Genomic DNA, 17068 nt, shown 5'->3' with positions numbered 1-17068 from the left:
AGCTTTGCTTAAATTCATCACTCCGACCCGGCCAAAACCGGGGCCGCATTATTCCTTCGGAAATATGCCGCCATTTCGAGCCGCAAACTTACCACGTCACCCATGGTTCTGCCCTGTGGCGGCCGGGCAGCCGGTGCCTGCTGGGGCTGGGGAAAACGGCCCATTCCGGGAAATCCCCCACGCGTCGGATCTTGCGGCGCTACTGGTGTTTCTTCCTGTGGTTGTTGCTCAGCATTCGGCCTACGCCTTGTTTCCGAAGGTTCCAGCTCAACCGAGCTTATCAATACGAACTCCCGGCCAGTTTCGATCTCTCGGATGAAACGCCGGATGTTCGCATACGGCCCTTCAACTGTCATTGTTACATAAACGCCGGGAAAAATACTCAGGAATCGGTCGCGCCCTCTCTGTTCCTCAGAATTAGTCGAGCGTTCCTGTTCGGAGCCTATCTCCAGTGGAGAGTAATCGGGTCCACTTGTATTGGTTAGGCCGTAGCCGACAATAAGGCTGTTGAGGCGCTGGTAAAGTGATGTCCGTCCGGTAACCGCAAGCGGCAGATAATTTGTCTCAAACTGATCGACACTTTGTATCAATTCTGCGACGCGCTGCTGTGTGCTGGTAATGTTCCCGTATTTTGATTGCGCGTCACTTCGTTCTCTTTCAAGACGGTCACGTTCCGCCTTTGCAAATTCGAGTTCACGATTGGATGGGATCACATAAAAAAGGTAAAGAGCCAAAACAGAAAGCATTGCGAGCAACGCCACCGCAAACGCAGCAAGTTCTGCGGGTCCCCACATTCCTTTGTATACCTTGCGTGGCCGGTTCGCTGGTGGAATATCGAATTGCGGGTCTTTTTCTATAACTATAGTCTCTTCAGGAGTAACCACCACCGTCCGATCCGTTTCTTCGACCACAACGGCCCCGTCTTTTGTCGGTCCGTAATCATTTATTTTGCTCGGTGGTACGGCAGTACGGGAAGCACGAGATCTGATCGCTGCTGCGGAAGCTGAGCGGAACGAGTGGGCGGCGTTTCATGCAGGCCAAATACAAATGACGACGGCGGGAACGCGCATAGAAAAACATTCGCAGCGTCCGTTTTCCGACCATGAGTTTGAAAATTGGCTTGGGGTCAAACTAGACCAGCTTTACGGACAGCGGGTGACCCGTTCGGTTCGGCGGATCTGCTCTTACGGGCAGGGACAAACATTTGAATACATGGTCGGGCAGGAAGTGAATCCCGATCATGAAGAGATGCAGTATGTCGCAGCCGTTTGCCGGATCATCTGGAATCGCCAGTACGAGGACTTTCATTTGAGAAGCTTGCGTCATCAGGCGTATCAGGAGCTTTATGTTGCACTTAGAGATACGATCGATACAGCGGACGTAGCTGATCTAAAGAAGCAGGCATATGCGGCGTTCAAGGAGCATCAAAAGCTCTCGTTGAAGGAGTTCACCGCCCTCAACACAGTGGCAAAGTCCCAGGAGATCCGGCTGCGGGATCGTATCTCTCCCCTAACCCGAAAATGGCTCCGGATGATCGCAAATGCGTCGTCGGGAAGGCTGCGATTTCTGAAGTTCTCGCTCTATAACGACGCGGATGCAAAGGCAATGAAGCGGCAGGAAAAACAGTGTCTTTGGGACGCGGTTCGCAGCCGCGAAGCGGAACTAAAGATCGAGGCGAGAACGCCCGGCGAGCGGGTTCAGCAGAACGCAGTGGAGCGAAGACACGTCCGGGTTGTCCACGCAGCTTGAGCACAAGTGAAAGAATAATTAGGCGGCGGCCGGATCCAGTGACGGTACTGACCTTATGTCAGAAACACACGGGTCCGGCTGTCGGTTCAGAGCGAGCAAATAAAAAAAGGAGACTTAAAATATCATGGCAGCATCAATTTCTATTCTTGGAAATGCGGGAAGCGATCCGGAGCTTCGATACTCAAACCAGGGGTCGCCCATCGCTTCGTTTTCAATCGCGTCCAACTCATTTAAGAACACACCGGATGGGAAGGCACAGATCACTGAGTGGTTCAATGTTACAGCTTTCGGTAAGGTCGCCGAGACCATCGCAGCCCACGTAAAAAAAGGCACGCACCTCTTTGTGCTCGGGAGGCTGACCTTCAACCCGTGGATTGCTAACAACGGAGAGCCACGCGCCGGAGCGGAGGTCATTCTTCAGTCTTTTGAATTCGCGGGCGGCAATCGAAACGGCGAGTCGAACGCGACTGTCGAGGCGGTAGCCCAGGAGCCGAACTATACAGATCCCGTTAATGCACAACCGGCTGCGAATGGCGTGACGCCGGTGAGTACAAGCGTGGCTGCCGAAGAGCCGTATGTAGACCAGTTTTGATCGTGGGTCCGAAACGGATTTGAGAGGATGTCAGGGCATCGAGAATATCGGTGCCCTGGCTATTTTCGGAGTGGTTTTGGAGGGCAAGATATATGCACGCACCAAAGCGTGAAACGGAGAAGAGCTGTTTTAAGACAGCCGAAAACTATTCTCCGCTTGTGACGATCTATGCCGATGCTTCTTGCCTGCGAAACGGAGATCCAAACGCATCAGCCGGCTGCGGAGCGGTGATCATCGACCGCAACAGGATGGAGATAAAACTTGTCGCGAAGTATCTCGGCCCGATAACGAATCAGCAGGCCGAAATCCTCGCGTGCGTAAAGGCTCTTGAAGGCCTTCGCCGTCCGTGCCGTGTTGAGATCTTCTCGGATTCGATGTACGTGATCGACACGATGACCGGCCGCAATCGGATAAAAACCAACAGGCCTTTTTGGGGCATTCTGGTCGAAGCAAGTCTAGGCCACCATATCACCTGGCGATGGGTGAAAGGCCACGATGGAGTGACCTTTCAGGACGCCGCCGACAGGCTCGCACGTGCGGCATCGACGGCCAGACGTGATCTGCTGTCCGATGATCTGGACTTTCTGGCCAAGCATCTTTCACAAGAAAACAACCAGCTGAATATCCGCTCGTTTGAGATCGAGCTTGACAAGATCGTCAGTCGGTACGAGGTATTCGATTATTCCGAACATACGGTCGCGAAGCTTGACGGTATGACTGCATTTCCATCGGCGTTTTCGTCATGAATAGTAGGACTACACCTTTTGCCTAAGCCAGGATTTAAAGGCCGGGTCCCGGTCAAAAAGCAGGTTCAGAGCATACTCGACCACATCATCGCTCGTGATCTCGGTGTCCATTTTCTGGCTGGCGAACTGTAGATATTTCTTTAGCTTGTGGTCTGTTCCGTCGAGGATCTTTGCGTTGATCCTGACATGGTTGAGACGGTTTATCTGGAGCATCGGACGTTCCGAAGATCGTCTCGCTGTGGGGTTATTTTCCGGGATCGTTGTCATAGTTCTTTGATCGACTCCTTATGGATTTGGTTTGTGCCTTAAGGAGTAATTCAATCGCCGTGCCAGCGTTATTTTTGTTAGTAGGAGGTGCAAAAACAAGCCGTTTTGGTGAATAAATAAGCCGCTGGAAGAAGGCGGCTAAAAAATCGAACGATCGCTTCAAAAGGTGTATGACAGGATAAACCGGGATCTGGCCCATGTAATCTTCACAATGCAAAGAAAATAAAGGATTTATATATCTGTAATCAAAATTACAAACCGATTACAAACTGTAATCACTGAGTCTCGGCACGTGTTTTGCCATTGTTTGCTCCCAGGCGGTCGATTACGACGAGAGCGAGTTGGGGCCTCAAGAGCAGCAATACGGAGCAAGAATGAGAAAACGCGAAAGAGATCACGTAGTCGGTAGAATAGCTAAGGTCCAGGACACAAAGCACGGCGGACCGCTTTCTGTAAGGCCCTACAAAACGGACGAAAAAGAGCTTGAGGAAATAGCACAGGAGACCGGCGAAGGAAAGGCCGCGATAGTGCGGCGGATGATCCGCTTTGCTTTGTCGGACAAGCAGGAGCGTTTCGGAGCGAATCGATGCCGTGAAAGACTGGATTGGCTGATCGAAAATGAGCGTCAAAATGTCAGCGAATCAGACGCTATAGATAAACGCTTCGAGGAACTCTTTGAACGCTTTGCAATACTAGAGGGCGATCTGAAGATCGTCACGCAGGAAACCTCGATATTCCTGCGGGAACTCTACACGATGTCGAGTGTCTCGGTCTCGACAATGAATATTCTCCTGTCGAGAGTGATCCAACTCTCAACGCCGGGCGGAGACAAGAAACAAAGTGTTCTTATCGCGGACGGCACGATGGTGGAACTGATCGCTTACGCCATTCGCGATCTTGAGAGATGTGCGGTGTTTCACGGTATCGGATCTGACGACGAGGTTGCGGACAATCTGTATTTCGCAAAGAGGATAAAGGCTCTTCAAGCAAATCTTGCAAACTCTCAGCCGTCAACTTCAGAATCCGGGCAAAGATCGAAATGAGGGTCGTCGCAAGCGTTCAGGCAAAACGCGGCAGTTCACGCGGCCTGGTTCATTATATTGCCCACAGCAAACTGGATGCTGAGCGTGAACCGGAAAATGTACGTGAGCTTTTCAATGCCTTTGCGGACAGCATGTCGGTGACGAGCTCAAACAACTCGATGAGGATCGGTATTGCGAAAGGGCGGCCCTCGAACGACGAACTGCACCATCTGGTACTCTCGTTTCGTCCCGATGACTATCGCAAGTTAGGAAAGGGCGAAAAGCAGAGGGGTCACTGCCTTAAGGAAGTTACGCGAGAAGCTATGAAGCGCCTCAAAACCGCTCTTTCCGCCGATCGGCTTTCCTGGGCGGCAGCCTTGCATCTCAACACCAATAATCCACACGTCCACATTGCACTGCAGAAGCAATATTTCACCACGGATCTCGAAAGGGAAACCCTGACAAAGATCCCGCGTGAAGCACTGCCTCACTTTGAGGTTCGCGGCCGCGAAAAGGTACTTATTCCGGGCATTCTGATCGAGGCCGCGACCGAAAAGATGGATCATCTGATCGATCGCAATCTTCAGCAGACACAGGCCCGTGAAAAAGACCCAATATCGCGCGAATCCATATCGGCCTTACAAATTGTTAGCGAACGGGAAAGAGATAACAAAGCCCGCCAAAAATTGACGGATGAACGCGACACTTTGCGGCGCGGGATAATCGCGGAGTACGAGCTTCGCCGAATTGAGTCAAGGATCACCGCATTGACCGATCATGGCGACAAGATGCGGTTCCTCGTCTCCGATTCTGTGAGCGGCCGAAAGGGGCGGTTTTCGCTGCGGGATCTGGAGCAGGGCGGGACCGGTGCCGAGCCAGATGCAATGACGTCACCCGAACGCCAGATAAGAACGATCCTGCTCAAAATGCTCGGTAAAGAAGAGGCCGAAAAGGAGCGGATTCAAAGCAATGCGCGCGACACGATCCGCGAAGCGGACCGTGTTCGAAGCCGGTATCGAAAGATGGGCCGGAAACTGCCGGTTCCCTCATTTACAAAGGATGAACTCGACAAGCTTCAGGAATACTGTATGGATGCCGCCGACATCCGGAGATCCTCGTATCTTGAGGGTGTCAGATCTGAGCTTGAAAGATCACGCGAGATCGAACCGAGAAGCAGGGATGATCTTCGCCGGATAGCGGCACAGAAAACGATCTCGGATCTGACGATCAAGCGTCTCGAAAAGGATCGATACGAGTTCGACGACCGGCGATACTATAGGCCCGTCGATGCCGGCGATAGGCATGTATCACTTGCACAGCTTGACCGTGAGGAAAGAGATCCCCGAAATCCGATTCGATCTCTTTTTGAGAATCTTAAAAATATGGCTTCGCGATCGTCCGAAAAGGAACGAGATTCGACGCAAATAACCGACTCGGACCGGTTGCGGAATAGCATCGTAAGAGCGTTGGACGAGCAGAAAACTGGCATCGAAAAGGAGTTGAAAGCGGAACGGAACAAGACAAAGGTCATTGAGAAGATACTGAAGGCTGATCCCGAAAAAACAGCTGAGGAACCACTCTATTCCACAGAGCAGCTGGCGGATATCGATGCTCTCTCGCTCCGGCTAAAGCAGAGTCCCGTTTACGAAAAGAACTGGGATAAACAGCGAACACTCATCGAGTCGGCAACAAGCAATTCACCGGCGGCCCGGAAGCTTCTAAGATCGAGCGCAGAAGCAAGTTTAAGTGATCACAAAACAAACATTATCGCCGGACGAGCACTCGCACGGGAGATCGTCGCTAAAGCGGAGTTCAAAAGGGCCAAAGATGGTCTGAAGACATTCACCGAATCAAAGAGATTTCACAAGTTTGCGATTGCCGACAAAGACACAGGATCTGTCGAATTTGTGTGCCTGCACGATGTTGATCTTCCGTCACGCGGTTCCCTGCTCGACCGTGCGCTGGACGAAATATTCGAGGGCAAACAGCACCGTTCGCTTCGCCGAACTGTTACCTCGCTTGTGAAGGATAAAGAACAGGGACTAAAACAGGAGGTAGCTGCGGCAAAAGATATAATGGCTTCCGCTTCTCAAAACGCTTCTGAGTTCAAGCAGTTTTCGTTCTTTGGCCTCGCGAGCGAGACTTCGTATCAACCCATATTCACATCCTCGGAGATCAGGTTACTGGAGTCGCGGGCCGCGAATACACGCGATCTTAAAGAAGCGGCCCGGCTCCGAGCTGTTCTTGAATCTGCATCCGATCAACCCGCCCGTTCGCTCAAACAGATCCTTCGAGATTTTGAGAATCCCGAGATGATCCCTGCAAGAGAAAAGGAACACATCCCGGCTACACTGGAAAAAGCATCTCCGGCTGAGACTCCAGCGTTTAACGATCCGACGCGCGAGCCGCAGGAAAGGCGGGGCCCGGGGAATCAAGGTCATTCGCGATAACCCGGCGAACGCATCCGCAAAGGGCATGCCGCTTGCACCAGGGCATGGATGGAGGTGGTGTCCAAGTGGTTCACCGACACGCTGGCGGATGCAAACAGATCTCAGTAACGAGGTAATTGTACGAATCGACAATGACGAGCGACCGCTACCGCGTCGTACGCTCGACCTCGAAAATATTTTCACACCGGAACTTGGTTTGCTTTCGCCCCAGCGGAGCGAAATCGCACCACGCGGCCGCGGACGTGACGCCGCACTGATCGCCTACTCCGAGCGGCTCCGCCAGAGCTACAAAACGAATGAAGCCGGAATCCGCGACGGAATGCTCAAACTCGGCGAAGCATACCGCGACGGCCAGACGATAGCCGTTTCCTGTTTCTGCCGTGCCGGTCAGGTCTGTCACGCTGACGTTGTAAAACTGGCGATCGAGAAGGTCGGGAACTCGCTCGTTCGAGAAGCAGAGCGTCAGAAGGCCCGGGAACTAACCGAGCAGACCACCAGTTCCGTCCGATCAAATCCTCGAACCGTGCGTGCAATAAACGAAATACTCTCGGTCAGCAGATCGGACCTCATTCTTTCGAAGCTTGAAGACACGGAAGGAAGAAACAGGAGCGAACACGCTTCGCACCTCAACCGACATTCGCAGTTCGTCAGAGACCTCTACGAGCGTGGGGCGGTTGTACGTGACGGTGTTCTGATCTCGCCAAAAGACAATGCTACGCTTTCCGCACCGCTCGCGATCGCGTCTGTTGAGTATGCCGTAAAGAGACTCGAACCGATCACAAACGAATCCAGAGCGAGGGATATCGCACCTCAAATAGTCGAATACGGGAAAAGTATCGCCGGAAGCACAACCGACCGGGACACAAAGATAAAGGTCTTCAACTGGATCTATGGGGCACTGGAAGGAAGGAACGACCTTTTGACAACGGATGAGCGAGTTGGCGCAAGCGAGACAAAGGAGCAGCGATTCGATAGAACATTGAACGTGATCGCCGGGCTTGCCGAGGAAATGGACAGGCTGGAACCCTCGGACAAGCTTATTCCGATGGAGCCTCTCAATGAGCACCAGGATGTCGCTGTCGAAAGAACTAATGACGATCTGTCGCTCGAAAACGTCTATGAGGATGCAATTGTCCGCGACGAACATGCACCGCAGATAGAATCCGAACATACCTTCGCTGGGATTCAGGACTTCGAGCGGATCGAACTAGAGGCCTTGACCCTTTCACGGCTCGCGGCCGAGATGTCAGAGGAAGAGATCGACAGATGGATCAATGTCCGGCTACCAGTTCTTGACGAGTTGCTGGAGAGCGGAACTCCGGTCGATGCGATCCTGAATCCGTTTCAAAATGATATCTATCAAACAGCAAAAGAAGACCCGGCCAATAAACAGGCTGCGATCGACGATCTCAGATTTGCGTCCCGCTACATTGAGCACCAACTAAAACAGCCTGAATCGAGGCTGCGGCGGTTGATCTACTTACGGAAGAACACGTTCGCCAGATACGTCAGGACCTAAAAGAACGGAACCGCACCGACCTCGCAGCATTTCTCGCTGAGACTGAAAACCTTGACGCGACCATTGATGTCCGCAATGAGGAAATAAGTGGCGACCGTGCATTTGTTGAAGTAAAAGGCGGTGTCTGGGTCAACTGGACGTCGTTCGGACTCCGCAAAGAGAACGGCAAATGGAAACTTTCCGGCGAAAGCAAAGATATACAAAAGGTTGACGGAAAATAAAAAACAGAAAGTAAACGCTAAAAAGGCGGCTTGACGGCCGCCTTTTGCATTAGTTCGAAGTGCTCTTAGCTTCAGCCGGCTGATACGGCGGTAATATTCTCCTCGCTGGCTTTTCTTTCTTGAGTCCCAAAGCCCAGTCGGCCTGCATCAGGGTATGTATGTCCCGGGTGCCTTCGTAAATGACCGCCGCCTTACAGTTTCTCAGGTAACGCTCGACCGGATAGTCATTCGTATAGCCGTTCGCGCCGTGAACCTCGATCGCCATCGAAGCGGCCTTTTCGGATCGTGTCGTCGCCTGCCATTTCGCCATTGAGGCGGCCTTTGCGGACGGCTTCCCGATATTCTTGAGATATCCGCATTTCAGCCAAAGCAGGTGCGACATTTCATAATCGGCTTCCATCGTTGCGATCTTTTGCTTTACAAGCTGGAAATTCGCGATCGTCTGGCCCTGCACCTCTCGCGTGTTTGCATAAGCCACTGAGGCATCACGGCAAGCACGGATCACACCGGTCGCACCGGCGGCAACAGTGTATCGCCCATTCTCAAGCGAGAACATCGCGATCTTAAAGCCTTCGCCTTCTTCACCGAGCATATTCGCCGCCGGTACGCGAACGTCCTGGAGCGAGAAGTAACCTGTGTTCCCTGCTTTGATTCCCAGCTTTCCGTGAAGTGTGCCGCTGGAAAAACCGGGCATCGATCGTTCAACGATAAAGCACGAGATGCCGCTATGGTCGCGAACCTTTTGCTTTTCCTGATCGGTCCAACAGAAGAACAAGAAATGATCGGCAACATCACCGAGCGAGATCCACATCTTTTCGCCATTGAGGATCCAGTCATCGCCGTCGCGCTTTGCGTAACTTCGCATTCCGACGACGTCCGATCCTGCATTCGGCTCGGTCAGACCAAACGTCGCCAGCTTCTCGCCTTTCGCCTGCGGCACAAGATACTTTTGCTTTTGCTCTTCGGTTCCCCACGTTAGAAGGCTCATGCTGTTCAGACCTACGTGGACCGACATCGCCACACGCAGGAACGTGTCGCAAGCTTCAAGCTCTTCGCAGACAAGCCCAAGCGAGATGTAATCAAATCCTGCACCGCCGTATTGCTCCGGAATACAAACACCGAGCAAACCAATCTCGGCCATCTTGTCAAAAACGCTGCGTTCAAAATGGGCCTTCTCATCCCACTCCTTGATGTACGGCGCCACTTCCCCGTCGCAAAATTCCTTGACGGTCTTACGCAGTGCAATATGTTCTTCTGTTAATTCAAGATCGATCACAGGTGATTCTCCAAGTTCAAATAAATAGCTTTATCTTACCGGATTTATCGTATCACCCAGCCACCGCAGATTCCATTTCACCAAACAAAAAGAGGCCCTTAAAGCCGTATTGTCCCGAAGGCCATTAGAACAAGATAGTCGGCTACTATTTAGCACCCAACAAATCTCGGCAGCTACCACATCTATCATGGCCGCAATAACTACATTGAACTGGATCGTTATAATTCTCAACACGACACTTACAACATTTCCAAGACTTCTCCGCAGATGCTGGTTGTGAGGTTGGTTGTTTTTCTTTTTGCTTCATTTGTACCCTCCCTGCAATGACGTACGTTTAGCTGACACAATACCCACCTAACTCGATGGCTGCCACACGATTTTACCGATTCTATCAATATACCCTTTCTTATTACCCTTTTTAAATGAACCATCTCCGTCGACCTCGACTTCTGCTAGCCCCCCATTGAAAGACATAGCTTTAGAAAACTGCGGACTCACAACGACCTTCCCCGATTTGTCGATGAATCCATATTTACTTCCCAGCCTAACCACAGCCAATCCCTCGCTAAAGCTTTCAGCAGCGTCGAATTGGGGCACGATAACCGTGTTACCTGCCCGGTCTATAAAACCAGCCTTCGGCACATTATCTAGATACACGAGGGCCATTCCATCCGAGAAAGAACGGGCGCCGGTAAACTTAAAAGGAATCACAACGTTCCCGGTTTTGTCGATAAATCCAAAGCGAGCGTCTTTTCGAACCGCGGCAAGCCCTTCTTCAAACTGAAACGCTCCCTCAAATTGAGGAGCTATTGCAACATTTCCAGTTTTATCCATATAACCCCACTTACCATTGACTTCTATTGGTGCGAGACCGTCCTTAAAACTTTGGCATGTGCCGCCAATATTTTTGCTCAGAACAATACTCCCGGCCTTGTCAATATATTCGCAATATTCGCCTCGACCTCGAATATCAACCTTTGCAAGTCCATCTGAAAAATCGTAAGATGCCTGAAATTTTGTCTCGATGGTTAGCTTTCCATTCCTATCCACGAAACCACATCCTTGAATCGTGATTCCCTGAGAACTGCCGTCACCCGTACAGACGCGAGCAAGCCCCTCTGCGAAGGGTCCAGTAGAAAAGTAAATTGGGTTAACGACGTATTGGCCTTTCGAATCAATGAAACCTTCCTTCAAGTAACCATCAACGCTGCCAGTGCCAACACTTGCTATACCTTCTTCAAAATCTCGGCAGATTTCAAATTGGGGTTGAATAACTAATTTTCCAGTTCTATCCATATAGCCACATTTATTGTTTTGATAGACCGGGAAAAGCGACCTTGAGTCATTTTCGATTTGGCCAGATCCGCAAGATGAGAGGGTAAAAGTGATTATTGTCAACAGTATAGATAATCGCGCGAATAGATAATTCATTTTTGAACTCCCTACTGATAGATTTCTTTGGCTCAGTTTGCGATACGCTTAAAGATTGTAAGGTCTCGATCAACTAGCGCGAGGCAATTAGCCAAGTCCGAAAAACATAACTCAAGAACACCCTGAACATCGTTATCGGGCCAAGTGTTAAGGATTATGTTTGTCCGATTTAGAAGCACATAGAATGATTCTTCAATTTCGCGAATCGACAAAAAGTATCCAGATCCGTTGAACCCGGCCGAATTCTTCCTCAGAGCATAAAAAAGTTGAGAACACCACTCATCGCTCTCACACTCCATATCAACTATCGCCCATAAATGCTCGATTCGAACAAAACTAGCAACCTCAGACTCCTTAACATTGTTGATCGTCGCTGCCCATTCTCGGCGATATGTCACGGTCCGCCTGGAATCGAAGCTACGTTTATGTCATTCCCAACACATTTATACGGAACAAGTATTGAATAAATAGGCTCATTCCCATAATAGCCTTCGTACACTTGCCAACCTTTCCCGGGTTTGAACTCTAGACCTGCGGATTGAGTGTCTGCCGAATGATCCCTCCATGGCCACCACGACCCATTGTCATACTTGCTCCAAGGCCCCAAAACCTTTACAGAAAAATGTCCTTTCCATCGCTCAGGCAAAGCAATTTTATTATTCAATTTGTCAGCCTCGGACAGTTCGTCTGCTGGGATAATATTTCCCCTTACCGTAATCTGAATTGGTTTTTTGCTAGCATAAAGAGCCGTTTTTCCCCTTAAAACGAAATAGCTATCACCACATTCAGCCATTCTTGGCTTCATGTATTCGTTTACAACGAAATCATAAGCCCTATCTTCCCACGACGGTTCATATTCGTGGTCAGACTCTTCATGCGAATTCTCAATTGCCGGCTCGTTGTTGATGTTTGCGGTTCTTGCAGGAAGATCAATAGATCGGTTTGCGATGGGTGACATTGTCTTGCTAGAAAAAGAATCTGAAGACGCACAGCTCGACGCAAAAATAACAAATGGAATTGAAAGAACCAAAAGACCTGCCTTCATCAAGCGAAGTTGTTTCCCATCTCCTATCCGAATTTCTCGTTTCCAGAAGAGAAATCGAGAACTTTTGTATCTATCTAACGTCATAACCCCTCATTTCCGTCCAACTCCGTTCGTAACCGTACTTGGTAAATGACATACGCGACATCGACCAAACTCCATCAGTACCTTTGTCGAATGTTGCCCGCCCTTCGCCAGAATAGATATATTCTTGTGGCTTATCGCCCGGCTTAAACACAAAGCTTGTAAAATTGACCGTTGCTACTGCCTGATTCTGAGACGGAATCTCGCGAACATTAGTTACTTCGGCTTTGCAAGGCTCATTCGAACAACCACTTCCCTTATTATTCGAAATGAACCTATCTACGACACGCTGCACACTCTCTTTTGACAAAACGACGCTCGATGATTGAGCCGACTGAGAACTCGTCGGTTGCGATGTCGTGATAACCTGCGGTTTGGAGCCACAGCCCGAAGAAACTAGCATTGAAAAAATCGCAAACAAGTAGATGAGGCTTATTCTCATAAATTCTCCTGTATTTTTAATCGACTGCCTGCCAAATTACTACAACTGACATCAGGCCAAACGCCCTGAACGATCTATCTTTGGAAAGCTTTGGAGATTGCAAGAATCCCCGGCAGAACAAGAAAAACGAAGCAAAGGATATTCCAAATTGCCAGTGCACATACCGCTGCTTCGTCAAACTTCGGCCCCATCTTTCCGGTAGCTGCGAACCAGAAAGAGTAGGCCATTAGCCCTATCCCTAGAGGCGGTCCAAATATCGATATACAGCCCGGTCCGTTGCTCGATGAAGTGGTTCGCTCACCACTTGTTTCGTAACCTCTGCTTGTCCCAAGCAATCCATCGCCCAAATTAAATGGCGAAGTCGAATGTACGGGATCATCGCTATTGTCGAACAAGCCTGGCCGCTCGCCCTCAATCTCACCCTCTCCGTCACACGTCGGACAAAGCCCGCTACCCTCACAATTCAAGCATCTGTGATCTAGGTCTTTGCCAAACGGGCCGGTATATCCTTCGCCATAACAGTCAGAACACTTGCCATTGCCGTTTGGCTCCGGCCAAGGTAGAACCGTTTCGCGCATCCAGCAGTCGGGGCATGGTTTCATACTTCGATTCGAAAGCGGCCGGGGCCCGAGGCCATTTGACATCACTCATTTTTAACGCTCGGCTACCAACTCGCCGTATGCCAGTTCCCGTTCGACCATTCAGATGGTGGATCGCCCTGAAAAATCCTCAGAATCCGACCATCGGTTCGAACCGTCATAGGTACAGAATCATCTTTGGTATGCTGGAGTTTAATAACCACACCGGATTTCGGTGTTCTTCCACCAGAAGGGTTGAAGCGCCCGCTTTTTCGCCAGTTTCCCCATTCAATGCTCACATTTGTGTCAATCGGCGTGATCCCCATGCCTTTCGTAAACTGAACTATCACATATACAGTTCCCTTTCTAGGTGGCGGTGTCCAAATTTGGCTGTTCTGAGCTAAAACTGAAAAGGGAACGGCAAAAAAGCAGAGGGCCGAAAACGTCAGGAAAATTAGTTTGAGCTTCATAATGCACTCCTCGAATTTAGTATTTAGAATGAAAGTAGAAGGTTTGACTAGATACGCAACATAGGTTACTAATTTGTGTCAAACTTTTTGAGATTTTTTTCAAAGTCCGTTCGTCATATCGCTCGATCTTTTGTATGAGAACTGAATTTCCCAGTGTCTACCTCGAGCGGCGGCACTATCCCAAAAGTGCTTATCATCATGAACCTTCTCATCTATTCACTTGTCGATCGGGTTGAGGTTTATGATCTTGCCCGCAAAGAGGCCGTTGTAAAGTTCTTGGGCAAATGGTGAAGATTGGTTATTTAAAAACGAATATATCCTGATCGCCTCGCTGCGCTCTCCGCGTCTTAGCAATGCGGCGGCCAGGTTGAAATGGAGCACCTGCCGGTCCGGTTCTGCGCCGATCAACCTTCGATAAATATTTTCGGCCTGTTTGAATTTCTTGTTGTAGAAGAAGGCAGCAGCCAAATTATTCGCCGCAAAAAAGTCATCGGGGCGTTCTTTGTGCATTTGTTCGAAAAGCTTTTCTGCCTGTTTGAACCTTCCGGTCCTCAAATATACGCTGCCTAGGTTATTTAGGGCTTCAACATATCCGGGTTGCAGTTCAATTGCCTGAGCCAAATGTGATTCGGACAAGCCGTATTCACTGAGCTTTAGATACGCGGTGCCTAGTGAGTAAAAAGCAAATGCAAATTTTGGATCGAGACATATAGCACGTTCGAAATAATGCAGCGATTCTTTGTGTTTACCAAGCTTTGCGCTCAATATTACGCCAACATTATTCCAGCTGACCGCGTCATTTGGAAAACGTGCAGTCGCCTCCCGAAATATTTCAAGTGCTCCCTCCACATCGCCTTTCTTTGTTAATTCCACCCCCGGGGTATTGAATAGATCCGCGTCAGCCTTTTCTTCACTGCTTTGGACCGAAACGGGAGGGCAAGACCCGCTTAAGTGCTGACCGTTGACGCATACAGCAAGCATCACAATAAAAGTTATCCTTAGGGTGATTCGATGTGTGGGCATATGATCTTTCCTGTACTAAAAAAGACCCGGGAAACAGTCCGATGGGCAATCAGAAAAACCGCTCCCGGATCTGAGGCAAGCCTTCGGCTAAAGTCGCCGAACGCAGCCAGCCAAACTTATCTTGATCAAAAATAATCCTTGAAATTAGATAGTTATACGGTTAATATTTGCCAAAACATTCGCTACTACTAGATGACACCGTTCCCAACTGATGCTTTGAACTCGGTGCCTACAACATATCGCAACAAACTTTACTGATTTACTGATAGGTGTCATAATTAATTTGTTTTTCTGTATGCAACTGAACGAGCAAGGTGACGGCATCGGATCTATTTATGCAGATCTGCGTCGCTTGGCGGCGTATCATCTGCGGTTTGAGAGGGCGCATCATACGCTGCGGCCGACGGATCTGGTACATGAGGTCTATTTGCGGCTGCAGGAACAGCGTTCGTTTGACGGGCTCGACCGAAAGCAGATCATCGCCCTTGCCTCGACGATGATGCGGCGAATTCTTGTAAATTACGCGGTCCGCCGCAAACGGCAGAAACGCGGCGATGGTATCGACCACATCGCGTTCGACGAGACCTCGGAAAATCTTCAGGTGAAGTTCGGCGATACGAATACCGATCTGATCGCTCTTGACGAAGCCCTTATTCGGCTTGCAAAGTATGACCCGCGACAGATGAAGATAGTCGAATATCACTATTTCGGCGGATTTACCTTCGACGAGATAGCGGAGATATTGAATCTGACACCCTTTGTCAGTGTCCGCTAACTCCCTTCTGTCAGATTAAGTTTCATCTATTACATGTAGCTGGCTGATCACAACGAGCTAATTCAAAAAACTCTCATATTCATCGTGATCACCGATCCAGATCCAGTAATAATCGTCTCCCTTCTTCAGGGCTAATGCTCGATACCCACCACTGATACGGGCAGACCAAAGGTTCTTACCAACTTTTTTGAAATGCAACGATGGATGAAGTGAGTTTTCCTGCCAAAGTTGATAAGCTTTCCGCGCCTGCTCTTGCATCTCAGGTGACAGCTCAGCATACGCTTTCCAGAATTCAGCCGTCGCGAAGGACTTCATCCAGATCCCTCACGTTGCCTGCTGCAATATCTTCTTCTGCCTGAGCGATGAGGCGATCTAATTTGCCCGATGCCAAATCTGCTTCAATTTGCCGATCCCACCTCTCATCGAGATATGCTTGAAGCCACTTTGCCAGATCGCGAACCTCCCTCTCTGGCAATTGCTTGATTGCTGATTCAACTTCTAGGCGGGTGGTGTTCATAGGGCACTCCACATGAGTAAGAGCAGACTTGTATGCACGCCAATTATAGCTTAGAGGTCAGCGGTGCTAACTTCGCTGTTTTTTGAATCAGTTTTGCTCGACATCGAATCGATTAAATCAAACCATCGTGACTCGCTAAAACGTATTTGGAAAGCTGGAATACTTAAAAACCATCAGGACCTTCATTCCAGTCAATACCGAGAGGCGCGTCGAAGCCGCCATCTTGCGAAGAAGGGCTTCTGCCATCAGTGGTGAATGGGTTACGTTCTCTAGAAAACACATGATTTTCGATTAATTTTGCTCTCTCTTCAGATAACCCAGACTGATTTCTCAATCCTTCTAACACACGATTAGACCGTTCTCCTCCACCCTCCTTAAATTGCTCGACCTGTCTCATATATGCATTCATAGCTGCCTCGGTTGAATTCTGGTCAGAATTAGCCACTTATTTTCTCCTTATCAACAGAGTATATCTTGTGTGCTGTCGTTACGGATGGTTGCGGAGCCAGCTAACGGCAAAAAGCAGCGGCGGCAGACAACCTTGAACTCAGCACAATCAGCTTTCGACCGTCCGCTGCCTTGAAGTGTTAGCCCTCAGCAAGCACCTCATCGCTCAATACGTTCAAGTTCCTCACGAACAACTCTGCGTAACGTCTCCTCTAAAGGTTCGTGGCTCTGCCGAATATGCTGACGCAAAGCTTCGTTAATCATCGTTTGATAATTACCTCCACCTGTACGATGAGCTTGTTCACGAAACCATTCCAAAATCTCGTCATCTAATCGAATCGTGATCCGAGTTTTGCCTGCTGGTGTAGGGTCGATCGCTCCTCGTTTCCCTTGGCTAAAATCATATTCTGCTTCCAT

Annotated in this window: 22 protein-coding genes; 7 read left to right on the top strand and 15 right to left on the bottom strand. The window is 49.7% G+C overall.

Going from position 1 to position 17068, the window contains the following annotated elements:
• Positions 1–17: 17 nt before the first annotated feature.
• Complete coding sequence (locus JVX88_RS07860) at positions 18–911, bottom strand: hypothetical protein (protein WP_211626783.1); 894 nt, start codon at positions 909–911, stop codon at positions 18–20.
• Between the two features lie 37 nt (positions 912–948).
• Here JVX88_RS07860 and JVX88_RS07855 point away from each other — a divergent pair, with 37 nt between their 5' ends.
• From JVX88_RS07855 to JVX88_RS07845, 3 genes are all read left to right on the top strand, one after another.
• A complete protein-coding gene (locus JVX88_RS07855; protein ID WP_211626782.1) occupies positions 949–1749 on the top strand; it encodes a hypothetical protein in 801 nt (266 codons plus the stop codon).
• A 124-nt stretch (positions 1750–1873) separates the two neighbouring features.
• The gene (locus JVX88_RS07850; protein WP_211626781.1) at positions 1874–2341 is read left to right on the top strand and encodes a single-stranded DNA-binding protein; all 468 of its coding nucleotides are present in this window, start codon (positions 1874–1876) and stop codon (positions 2339–2341) included.
• Positions 2342–2433: 92 nt separating this feature from the next.
• The gene (locus tag JVX88_RS07845) at positions 2434–3087 is read left to right on the top strand and encodes an RNase H family protein (RefSeq protein WP_211626780.1); all 654 of its coding nucleotides are present in this window, start codon (positions 2434–2436) and stop codon (positions 3085–3087) included.
• A gap of 9 nt (positions 3088–3096) precedes the next feature.
• Here the strand turns inward: JVX88_RS07845 and JVX88_RS07840 are convergent, their stop codons facing one another.
• Positions 3097–3354 carry a hypothetical protein gene (locus JVX88_RS07840; RefSeq protein WP_211626779.1) on the bottom strand — a complete coding sequence of 86 codons (258 nt, stop codon included), beginning with the start codon at positions 3352–3354 and terminating at the stop codon, positions 3097–3099.
• A gap of 374 nt (positions 3355–3728) precedes the next feature.
• Here JVX88_RS07840 and JVX88_RS07835 point away from each other — a divergent pair, with 374 nt between their 5' ends.
• The 3 genes from JVX88_RS07835 to JVX88_RS07825 all read left to right on the top strand — a co-directional run bounded on the left by JVX88_RS07835 (position 3729) and on the right by JVX88_RS07825 (position 8345).
• Positions 3729–4397: a hypothetical protein gene (locus JVX88_RS07835; protein ID WP_211626778.1), complete on the top strand. Its 669-nt coding sequence runs from the start codon at positions 3729–3731 to the stop codon at positions 4395–4397.
• A complete protein-coding gene (gene mobL / locus JVX88_RS07830) occupies positions 4394–6826 on the top strand; it encodes a relaxase MobL (RefSeq protein WP_211626777.1) in 2433 nt (810 codons plus the stop codon). Before JVX88_RS07835 ends, mobL begins: the two co-directional genes overlap by 4 nt.
• Before the next feature lie 88 nt (positions 6827–6914).
• Positions 6915–8345, top strand: a complete 1431-nt coding sequence (locus tag JVX88_RS07825) for a hypothetical protein (protein ID WP_211626776.1) — start codon at positions 6915–6917, stop codon at positions 8343–8345.
• On the opposite strand, the gene JVX88_RS07820 is transcribed toward JVX88_RS07825, so the two are convergent.
• From JVX88_RS07820 to JVX88_RS07780, 9 genes are all read right to left on the bottom strand, one after another.
• The gene (locus JVX88_RS07820) at positions 8342–8548 is read right to left on the bottom strand and encodes a hypothetical protein (protein ID WP_211626775.1); all 207 of its coding nucleotides are present in this window, start codon (positions 8546–8548) and stop codon (positions 8342–8344) included. The two genes, JVX88_RS07825 and JVX88_RS07820, sit on opposite strands and share 4 nt — an antisense overlap.
• 67 nt (positions 8549–8615) lie before the next feature.
• Complete coding sequence (locus JVX88_RS07815; RefSeq protein ID WP_211626774.1) at positions 8616–9842, bottom strand: acyl-CoA dehydrogenase family protein; 1227 nt, start codon at positions 9840–9842, stop codon at positions 8616–8618.
• A gap of 354 nt (positions 9843–10196) precedes the next feature.
• A complete protein-coding gene (locus JVX88_RS07810) occupies positions 10197–11138 on the bottom strand; it encodes a WG repeat-containing protein (RefSeq protein ID WP_211626773.1) in 942 nt (313 codons plus the stop codon).
• Positions 11139–11305: 167 nt separating this feature from the next.
• On the bottom strand, positions 11306–11671 hold the full coding sequence (locus JVX88_RS07805) for a hypothetical protein (protein ID WP_211626772.1): 366 nt from the start codon (positions 11669–11671) through the stop codon (positions 11306–11308).
• Positions 11668–12318 carry a hypothetical protein gene (locus JVX88_RS07800; RefSeq protein WP_211626771.1) on the bottom strand — a complete coding sequence of 217 codons (651 nt, stop codon included), beginning with the start codon at positions 12316–12318 and terminating at the stop codon, positions 11668–11670. The genes JVX88_RS07805 and JVX88_RS07800 overlap by 4 nt, the downstream gene beginning before the upstream one ends.
• A gap of 70 nt (positions 12319–12388) precedes the next feature.
• The gene (locus JVX88_RS07795; RefSeq protein ID WP_211626770.1) at positions 12389–12841 is read right to left on the bottom strand and encodes a hypothetical protein; all 453 of its coding nucleotides are present in this window, start codon (positions 12839–12841) and stop codon (positions 12389–12391) included.
• Positions 12842–12915: 74 nt separating this feature from the next.
• Positions 12916–13443: a hypothetical protein gene (locus JVX88_RS07790; RefSeq protein WP_211626769.1), complete on the bottom strand. Its 528-nt coding sequence runs from the start codon at positions 13441–13443 to the stop codon at positions 12916–12918.
• Positions 13444–13505: 62 nt separating this feature from the next.
• Positions 13506–13889 (bottom strand): hypothetical protein, encoded by a 384-nt coding sequence (locus tag JVX88_RS07785; protein ID WP_211626768.1) that lies wholly within the window; start codon positions 13887–13889, stop codon positions 13506–13508.
• Between the two features lie 216 nt (positions 13890–14105).
• Positions 14106–14912: a tetratricopeptide repeat protein gene (locus JVX88_RS07780; protein ID WP_211626767.1), complete on the bottom strand. Its 807-nt coding sequence runs from the start codon at positions 14910–14912 to the stop codon at positions 14106–14108.
• A 295-nt stretch (positions 14913–15207) separates the two neighbouring features.
• Here JVX88_RS07780 and JVX88_RS07775 point away from each other — a divergent pair, with 295 nt between their 5' ends.
• Entirely contained in the window at positions 15208–15687 is a 480-nt protein-coding gene (locus JVX88_RS07775; RefSeq protein ID WP_211626766.1) for an ECF-type sigma factor, read from the top strand.
• 57 nt (positions 15688–15744) lie between these two features.
• On the opposite strand, the gene JVX88_RS07770 is transcribed toward JVX88_RS07775, so the two are convergent.
• The 4 genes from JVX88_RS07770 to JVX88_RS07755 form a co-directional block, all read right to left on the bottom strand.
• Positions 15745–16002, bottom strand: coding sequence for a hypothetical protein (locus tag JVX88_RS07770; RefSeq protein WP_211626765.1), 258 nt, complete (start codon positions 16000–16002; stop codon positions 15745–15747).
• On the bottom strand, positions 15980–16204 hold the full coding sequence (locus tag JVX88_RS07765; protein ID WP_211626764.1) for a hypothetical protein: 225 nt from the start codon (positions 16202–16204) through the stop codon (positions 15980–15982). The genes JVX88_RS07770 and JVX88_RS07765 overlap by 23 nt, the downstream gene beginning before the upstream one ends.
• A 163-nt stretch (positions 16205–16367) precedes the next feature.
• Positions 16368–16649, bottom strand: a complete 282-nt coding sequence (locus JVX88_RS07760; protein WP_211626763.1) for a hypothetical protein — start codon at positions 16647–16649, stop codon at positions 16368–16370.
• Positions 16650–16810: 161 nt separating this feature from the next.
• Entirely contained in the window at positions 16811–17068 is a 258-nt protein-coding gene (locus tag JVX88_RS07755) for a BrnA antitoxin family protein (RefSeq protein ID WP_211626762.1), read from the bottom strand.

This window comes from Leptolyngbya sp. 7M (assembly GCF_018128485.1).
This window is presented reverse-complemented; position numbering and strand designations above follow the sequence as displayed.

What these genes read in the sequence shown, in the direction of transcription:
- JVX88_RS07850 (WP_211626781.1), top strand. Translation starts at nt 1,874, where the DNA reads ATGGCAGCATCAATTTCTATTCTTGGAAATGCGGGAAGCGATCCGGAG.
- JVX88_RS07845 (WP_211626780.1), top strand. Translation starts at nt 2,434, where the DNA reads ATGCACGCACCAAAGCGTGAAACGGAGAAGAGCTGTTTTAAGACAGCC.
- JVX88_RS07840 (WP_211626779.1), bottom strand. Translation starts at nt 3,354, where the DNA reads ATGACAACGATCCCGGAAAATAACCCCACAGCGAGACGATCTTCGGAA.
- JVX88_RS07835 (WP_211626778.1), top strand. Translation starts at nt 3,729, where the DNA reads ATGAGAAAACGCGAAAGAGATCACGTAGTCGGTAGAATAGCTAAGGTC.
- mobL (WP_211626777.1), top strand. Translation starts at nt 4,394, where the DNA reads ATGAGGGTCGTCGCAAGCGTTCAGGCAAAACGCGGCAGTTCACGCGGC.
- JVX88_RS07825 (WP_211626776.1), top strand. Translation starts at nt 6,915, where the DNA reads ATGCAAACAGATCTCAGTAACGAGGTAATTGTACGAATCGACAATGAC.
- JVX88_RS07810 (WP_211626773.1), bottom strand. Translation starts at nt 11,138, where the DNA reads ATGGATAGAACTGGAAAATTAGTTATTCAACCCCAATTTGAAATCTGC.
- JVX88_RS07800 (WP_211626771.1), bottom strand. Translation starts at nt 12,318, where the DNA reads ATGAAGGCAGGTCTTTTGGTTCTTTCAATTCCATTTGTTATTTTTGCG.
- JVX88_RS07795 (WP_211626770.1), bottom strand. Translation starts at nt 12,841, where the DNA reads ATGAGAATAAGCCTCATCTACTTGTTTGCGATTTTTTCAATGCTAGTT.
- JVX88_RS07790 (WP_211626769.1), bottom strand. Translation starts at nt 13,443, where the DNA reads ATGAAACCATGCCCCGACTGCTGGATGCGCGAAACGGTTCTACCTTGG.
- JVX88_RS07785 (WP_211626768.1), bottom strand. Translation starts at nt 13,889, where the DNA reads ATGAAGCTCAAACTAATTTTCCTGACGTTTTCGGCCCTCTGCTTTTTT.
- JVX88_RS07780 (WP_211626767.1), bottom strand. Translation starts at nt 14,912, where the DNA reads ATGCCCACACATCGAATCACCCTAAGGATAACTTTTATTGTGATGCTT.
- JVX88_RS07775 (WP_211626766.1), top strand. Translation starts at nt 15,208, where the DNA reads ATGCAACTGAACGAGCAAGGTGACGGCATCGGATCTATTTATGCAGAT.
- JVX88_RS07770 (WP_211626765.1), bottom strand. Translation starts at nt 16,002, where the DNA reads ATGAAGTCCTTCGCGACGGCTGAATTCTGGAAAGCGTATGCTGAGCTG.
- JVX88_RS07765 (WP_211626764.1), bottom strand. Translation starts at nt 16,204, where the DNA reads ATGAACACCACCCGCCTAGAAGTTGAATCAGCAATCAAGCAATTGCCA.
- JVX88_RS07755 (WP_211626762.1), bottom strand. Translation starts at nt 17,068, where the DNA reads ATGGAAGCAGAATATGATTTTAGCCAAGGGAAACGAGGAGCGATCGAC.